General features: G+C 70.1%; 5 protein-coding genes. 4 read left to right on the top strand and 1 reads right to left on the bottom strand.

Annotated features, from left to right (window positions below; all coding sequences use genetic code 11):
* Positions 1 to 104: 104 nt before the first annotated feature.
* Positions 105 to 1,427, bottom strand: coding sequence for a glycosyltransferase family protein (locus tag VB737_RS15210; RefSeq protein ID WP_500314196.1), 1,323 nt, complete (start codon positions 1,425 to 1,427; stop codon positions 105 to 107).
* A gap of 229 nt (positions 1,428 to 1,656) precedes the next feature.
* Between VB737_RS15210 and VB737_RS15215 the strand changes: the two genes are divergently transcribed.
* The 4 genes from VB737_RS15215 to VB737_RS15230 all read left to right on the top strand — a co-directional run.
* Positions 1,657 to 2,421 carry a calcium-binding protein gene (locus VB737_RS15215; RefSeq protein ID WP_500314197.1) on the top strand — a complete coding sequence of 255 codons (765 nt, stop codon included), beginning with the start codon at positions 1,657 to 1,659 and terminating at the stop codon, positions 2,419 to 2,421.
* Positions 2,422 to 2,436: 15 nt separating this feature from the next.
* On the top strand, positions 2,437 to 3,435 hold the full coding sequence (locus VB737_RS15220; RefSeq protein WP_500314199.1) for a glycosyltransferase family 2 protein: 999 nt from the start codon (positions 2,437 to 2,439) through the stop codon (positions 3,433 to 3,435).
* On the top strand, positions 3,432 to 3,674 hold the full coding sequence (locus VB737_RS15225) for a hypothetical protein (protein ID WP_500314200.1): 243 nt from the start codon (positions 3,432 to 3,434) through the stop codon (positions 3,672 to 3,674). The genes VB737_RS15220 and VB737_RS15225 overlap by 4 nt, the downstream gene beginning before the upstream one ends.
* Positions 3,671 to 4,389: glycosyltransferase family 9 protein (locus VB737_RS15230; protein ID WP_500314202.1), on the top strand; the 719-nt coding region annotated here is incomplete at its 3' end. The genes VB737_RS15225 and VB737_RS15230, both read left to right, overlap by 4 nt.

Consider the following 4,389-nt stretch of genomic DNA (forward strand, 5'->3'; position numbering starts at 1 on the left):
GCGCCACCGTGGCCGCCCGCTTCGAGGTGAACCGGGCGGCCGAGGCGTTCGAGGCCCTGATCCGCAGCCTGCGCCTGCTGCGCTGAGATCCCCTGGCCGCGGCCTCAGCGGCGGCGGCGGTGGTGCTCCAGGGCCCGCAGCACCGCCTCCACCACCGGCCGCCAGTCCCGGTCGTCGGCCTGGCGGAACAGCCGCAGACTCGGGTACCAGGGGCTGTCGGAGCGCTGCCGCAGCCAGCGGGGGTCGGCGCTGAACGGCAGCAGCACCCAGGCCGGATGGCCCATCGCCCCGGCCAGGTGGGCCATGGCCGTGTCCACCGTGACCAGCAGGTCGGTGTCCGCCAGCACCCGGGCCGTGGCCAGAAAATCACCGGCAGGGTCGATGGCATCGACGAACAGGTGGGCCACGGGCTCCGCCTGCCGCCGATCCTCCCCCTGCTGCAGCAGCACCGGCTCACCGCCCAGGGCCACCACCCCCTCCACCAACGCCACCAGGGCGGCGTCCGGCAGGCTGCGCTTGCGGTACTCCCGCCGGGTGAAGCCATCGCTGAGCTTGCGGCCGCTGGCCCAGGTGAGTCCGATCCGCAGGGGCCGGCCGTAGCCCCCGGCGGGGGCGGCAGGGGCCAGGCCCCGCAGGTAGGTGCCCCGTCCATCCGGCCCCGGGTGCTGGGGACAGGGGGCACCGCCCAGGGCCGCCGGCAGCGACAGCAGGCTCACCACGCTCCCGCCGGCGGCGTCCCCCTGGCTGTCGCCGGCTGGCTCCGGCTTGGCCCGCACCTCCGGCGAGCGGGGCATCCAGGCCAGCCCCACCAGCAGCAGCGCCACCAGCGACGGCTCCACCTCCAGCACCACCTGCTGGCCCCGCGCCACGGCCTGCTCCATCAGGGGGGGGATCCAGCGCAGGTACTGCAGGCCATCCCCCAGGCCCTGCTCGGTGCGCACGTGCAGCCGCCGCGCCCTGGCCACCACGGAGCCCACCCCGCCCTCGGGACCGGGGGCAAGACTGGCCAGCTCGAACCGGCGTTCGGCCAGGCGGAAGGCCTCCTCGTAGGCCTCCAGCCCGATCAGCAGCGAGGCATGGTTGCAGGCCACCTCCGGACCGTCCCCCAGCCGGCGGCTGGCCCGGAAGGCGCGGTCGGCCGCCTCGAAACGGTTGAGGTCCCGCAGGCTGTTGCCGAGGCCCATGAAGGGGGCCGGGCTGGAGGGCACCAGCAGGGAGGCCCGCCGGTACAGCGCCAGGGCCTCCTCCGGCTGATCCGAGAGCCAGCAGGCATTGGCGGCCCGCAGCAGCAGCGGGGCATGGTCAGATTGGGTTGAGGCCAGCTCCTGATAGATGCAGGCGGCTTCCGACCATTCCTGCCGGCTTTCCGCCTCCCTCGCTTCCTGAAGCACCAGCTCGAAGTCGGAATCGCCGGGAAGCACTGGCATGGCAGGAATCGTGCCCCAAAGAAAGCGTTTTTGCAACGAAGTCATTTCTGAGAATCTGCCTGTAGGACGTGGGGCAGAAACAAAGGGCCAACAAAGACAAGCTTAGGTTTTGCTCATCGTAGGTGAGTTGTTTTAGAGAGTAAGTTGAAAACGTTACACGGGATACACGCAGGTTGGAATACACGCCCATATGGTCTGAAGCATCAAATATCCGGCATCATTTCTCGAAATGGCTTCCTCCGATACCCTTTCGATCTTCGTGCCGAATCCCGGCGAGACGATCACCCAGACCACCACATCCGGCGCCAGGGTCCTCACCAGCCTCAACGGCGACACTGTCAATTCCCGCATCTTCCCCAATCAGGGCCGCAACATCAGCGATGTGGGCATCCAGGAGCCCTCCTCCGGTGACACGCGCACCACATTCTCGGGTGCTTCCAGAGACACTTCGTACATTGGCAACGGCGATGACAACACGGTCACCTTCACCGGCAACGCCAGGAACACCACCGTCAGCACCGGCGGCGGCGATGACACCCTGATCGCCACCGACATCACCAGGGGTACGATCTCCCTCGGCACCGGCGACAACACGGCGATCACCGGGGCCCTCAAGGACACCACCATGACCGCCGGCAGTGGTGCCGACAGTTTCACCATCACCGACAAGGCCGATTCCGTCAGGATCAGTGCCGGCGCAGGTGACGACACCCTGATCTTCGGCGGCAAGGTCACCGGCTCCACCTTCCTTCTGGGCCTGGGCGCCGACGTCATCGACTTCTCGGCCAGGGTGCAGAACACCTGGATTGATCTCGGCAACGACACTGCCGTCGATCAGGTGTTCTTCAACACCCGGTCCGACCTCGGTGTCGGCACCCAGATCTTCGGCGCCGGCGATGGCGACCTGCTCATCATCGGTGGTGAGGAATACACCTTCGACGACAGCCAGACGGCCTTCATCTCCAACCAGGGCGACTCCATCACCTTCGGCTGATGACCCCAGTCGCCCGTGGCCAGCGTGGAACAGGACCGATTCGCCCGTAACTACATCACATGTCTGGAGAGGGGGGACCTTGCGGCAGCGAAGTCCCTCCTTTTTCTCTGGACCCGAACCTATTTCCTCTCCCTGCCGGCCGCCCCCAGCCGCCGCGACCTCACCAACCCGGACCTCTGGGGCAGCCTGGCCCGCTACGCCTCCCTCAGCGGCGATCGCTCCCCGGTCGAGGATTTCTGGCAGCGCCTGGATGGGGTCCGCCCCCGCACCGGGGTGCCCACGGCCATCCCCGTGCTGGGCATCCCGATCCTCAACCGGCCCGATCTGCTGCGGCGGTTGCTCGCCAGCCTCGACCATCCCGTCGAGACGCTCGCCATCGTCGACAACAGCGTCGCCTCCGGCCTCAGCGACACGGATGAGCTCAGCCGGCTGCTCGCCCAGCTTGAGCGGCAGCCACCCGCCGGCATCGGCCGGGTGCGGGTGGCGCGGCCCTTCACCAACCAGGGCGTCGCCTCCAGCTGGAACGCGATCCTCACGTCCTTTCCCGAGGCGGCCTTCACGCTGCTGGTCAACAACGACGTCGTGTTCGCCCCGGGCGTCCTGGCCCGGGTGATCGAGCGGATCGACCCCTCCCGTCCCCAGTTCCTGCCGCTGCTGCCGGCCCCCCAGGAGTTCTCCGCCTTCGCGATCACCCCGGCCGCCTGGGATCGGGTGGGACTCTTCGACGCCAACTTCCATCCGGCCTACTGCGAGGACATCGACTACGCCGAGCGCCTGCGCGCCTGCGATGCCGTCGCATGGATCACCCCCGACGACCTCCAGCGCCTGCAGCAGCGGGCCAACCCCACGGCCAGCGCCACCATCACCAGCGACCCCCGGCTGGAGGCCTGCAACCGCACCACCTTCCTGCTCAACAGCCTCTGGCTGCACAGCCAGCGGCGTCTGGAGCAGCCCCACCGCGGCACCTGGATGCGGCGCTGGCTCAGCCAGTGGCGCCTGGAGCCAGCCCCATGAACCTACCGTCGCGTCCCGATCGCCCATCACCCCCCACCCCGAAGCAGGCGGCCTCCCTGGGCTGGCCGACGGGCAGCGGCCTCGTGCTGGTGCTGCTGGTGACGCTGGTGGTGGGCCTGCAGCTCGGCGCCCTCCCCTGGCGATTGCGCAAGCAGATGTGGCAGCTGCAGGGGGCCCTCGCCGGGGGGGCCGTGGGGGTCGTGGTGGGCCTCGCGATCGGCCGCCGCCGGCAGCCATGAACACCCTGCCCCGCCTGATGCGCCGCTTCCGGGACGAGGACCTCGGCCCACGGCCCCGGATCGTGGTGCTCGGCGCCGCCAAGCTGGGCAACTACGTGGTGCTGCAGCCGCTGCTGCGGGGCCTGCGCCGGAAGTATCCCGACGCCCGGATCACCTACGTGGGCAGCCAGCGCACCCTGGAGCTGGAGCGGCTCAACCCCTGGATCGATGCCAGCCTTCCCCTGGCGGAGCAGGGCCCGGCGGCCCTGCCGGCCCTGCGCCAGTGGCGCCGGACGCTCCCGGAGACGGGAGGGGGCAGCGGCGTGGACCTGGTCATCAACGCCGACGGCCACGCCCCCCACACCCCCGCCTGGACCCAGGCCCTGGACCCGCGCTTCGTGGTCGGCGCGGCGCCGATCCCCCCGGGCGACCACCCCCTCCACGCCCTGGCCCTCGATCCCCACTGGGCCAGCCCCGCCCTGGTGGAGCGCTACCGCGGCTGGGTCGGCAGCAACAGCATCCGCGAACTCCACTGCCGCGTCGCCTGGGTGGACACGGACTTCGAACGGGTGGAGCTGCCCGCCGAGCCCGCCCCGCCCGGACTGCCGCCGGTGCTGATCGCTGTGAACGGCGAGCGGCCCGCCAAGCTCTGGCCCCTGGAGCACTGGCTGGTGCTGCTCGAGCGCCTGCGGCAGACGATGGGCCTGACGGCCAACGCCATCGGCCTGATCGGCGG

This window comes from Synechococcus sp. BA-120 BA3 (genome assembly GCF_034931285.1).
In the GTDB taxonomy this organism is placed as follows: domain Bacteria; phylum Cyanobacteriota; class Cyanobacteriia; order PCC-6307; family Cyanobiaceae; genus Cyanobium.